The sequence below is a fragment of the Halomonas sp. McH1-25 genome, assembly GCF_022348165.1.
In the GTDB taxonomy this organism is placed as follows: domain Bacteria; phylum Pseudomonadota; class Gammaproteobacteria; order Pseudomonadales; family Halomonadaceae; genus Modicisalibacter.
Genome location: NZ_JAKRFI010000023.1, coordinates 1 through 1,801, shown reverse-complemented (window position 1 = coordinate 1,801; position 1,801 = coordinate 1). Strand labels below are relative to the sequence as shown.

Here is a 1,801-nt window from a genome sequence, read left to right as displayed (position 1 = left end):
CTCAACGACCGCATCTTCGGCATACTGATGCTCGTCCTGGCCGTCGCGTACGGCTGGGGCGCCACTCAGTTCCCGGAACCGTTCGGTGGGGCCGAGTCGGTCGGCCCCGAAACCTTTCCCAAGGTAATTGCGGTGGTGCTGGCGCTGTCCAGCCTCTACCTGATCGTCAAGCCGGACCCCGACAATGCCTGGCCCAAGGGACGTATCGCCCTGGAGCTGGTCATTGCCGTGCTGGTGCTGATCGCCTACACGCTGCTGCTGGAGCCGCTCGGCTTCATCGTCTCCACGCTGCTGGCGGTGGGTACGCTGTGCTGGCGCATGGGCGCCGCCCCGGTGCGCGCCTACGTCACCGGTGGTGTGGCCGGCATCGTGGTCTTTCTACTGTTTACCTACGCACTCGATCTGGCGTTGCCGTTGGGTGTGCTTAGCGTGCTGGAGGGAAGCTGATGGAAACCCTCGGGTATCTGATTGACGGGTTTGGCGTTGCCCTGCAGCCACACAACCTGATGTTCGCACTGATGGGGGCTTTTCTGGGCACCCTGATCGGCGCTTTGCCCGGCCTCGGCCCGGCCAATGGCGTGGCGATCCTGATTCCGCTGGCCTTTACCCTGGGGCTGGCGCCTGAGACGGCACTCATCATGCTCACGGCGGTATACGCCGGGGCGATGTACGGCGGGCGTATTTCGTCGATCCTGTTGAACATTCCCGGCGACGAGCCGGCGATGATGACCTGCCTCGACGGCTACCCGATGGCCCAGAAGGGCAAGGCCGCCGAGGCGCTGGCGATTTCGGCGATCGCCTCGTTCATGGGCAGCCTGATCGCCACGGTAGGCCTGATCCTGCTGGCGCCGTTGCTGGCCAGGTTCGCGCTGACCTTCGGCGCGGCGGAGTACTTTGCGCTGTTCGTGCTGGCCTTCGCCACCCTGGGCGGGATCACCGGCAAGAACCCGGTCAAGACCATCCTGGCCGCGGCCATCGGTCTGATGATCGCCACGGTGGGCATCGATTCCACCGGGACTCAGCGCTATACCTTCGGCTCGCTGCATCTCTACGAAGGCATCGACTTCATTATCGCCATCGTCGGTCTGTTCGCGATCTCCGAGCTGTTGTTCTTCATCGAGGAGCGCGCCGGTGGCGGCAAGGGCCCGATGGTGGTCAACAAGCTCAAGCTCTCCTGGAAGGAAGTCCGCGAGATAATGCCGTCGAGCATCCGCGGCGGCATCCTCGGCTTCATCGCCGGCGTGCTGCCGGGCGCCGGCGCCTCGCTGGGCAGCTTCATCGGCTACACCCTCGAGAAGAAGGTGGTCGGCAAGAAGGGCTACTTCGGTGAAGGCGACCCGCGCGGTGTCGCTGGCCCTGAAGCGGGTAACAACGGCGCCTCGTCGGGTGCGCTGGTGCCGATGCTGACCCTCGGCGTGCCGGGCAGCGGCACCACCGCGGTGCTGCTGGCACTGTTGATCTCGATGAACATCACCCCCGGGCCGCTGATGTTCACCCAGAACGCCGACATCGTGTGGGGCGTGATCGCGGCATTGCTGATCGGCAACTTCCTTCTGCTGCTGCTCAACATCCCGCTGGTGGGCATCTTCGTCAAGCTGCTGTCGGTACCGCCGATGTACCTGCTGCCGATCGTCACCATGGTGGCCTTCGTGGGCATCTACTCGATCAGCAACTCGGCGTTCGATCTGTACTTCATGGTCGCCTTCGGGGTGTTCGGCTACCTGCTGCGCAAGCTGGAGATTCCCATGGTGCCGATCATCCTGGGTCTGCTGCTGGGGCCGGAGATGGAGAAGAACCTGCG

2 protein-coding genes are annotated in these 1,801 nt (G+C 64.2%); both read left to right on the top strand.

Going from position 1 to position 1,801, the window contains the following annotated elements; all coding sequences use genetic code 11:
- A partial coding sequence (locus tag MHM84_RS21360; protein WP_239269093.1) for a tripartite tricarboxylate transporter TctB family protein occupies positions 1–447 on the top strand: 447 nt, incomplete at its 5' end.
- On the top strand, positions 447–1,801 hold a 1,355-nt coding region (locus tag MHM84_RS21355; protein WP_239269091.1), incomplete at its 3' end, for a tripartite tricarboxylate transporter permease. The genes MHM84_RS21360 and MHM84_RS21355, both read left to right, overlap by 1 nt.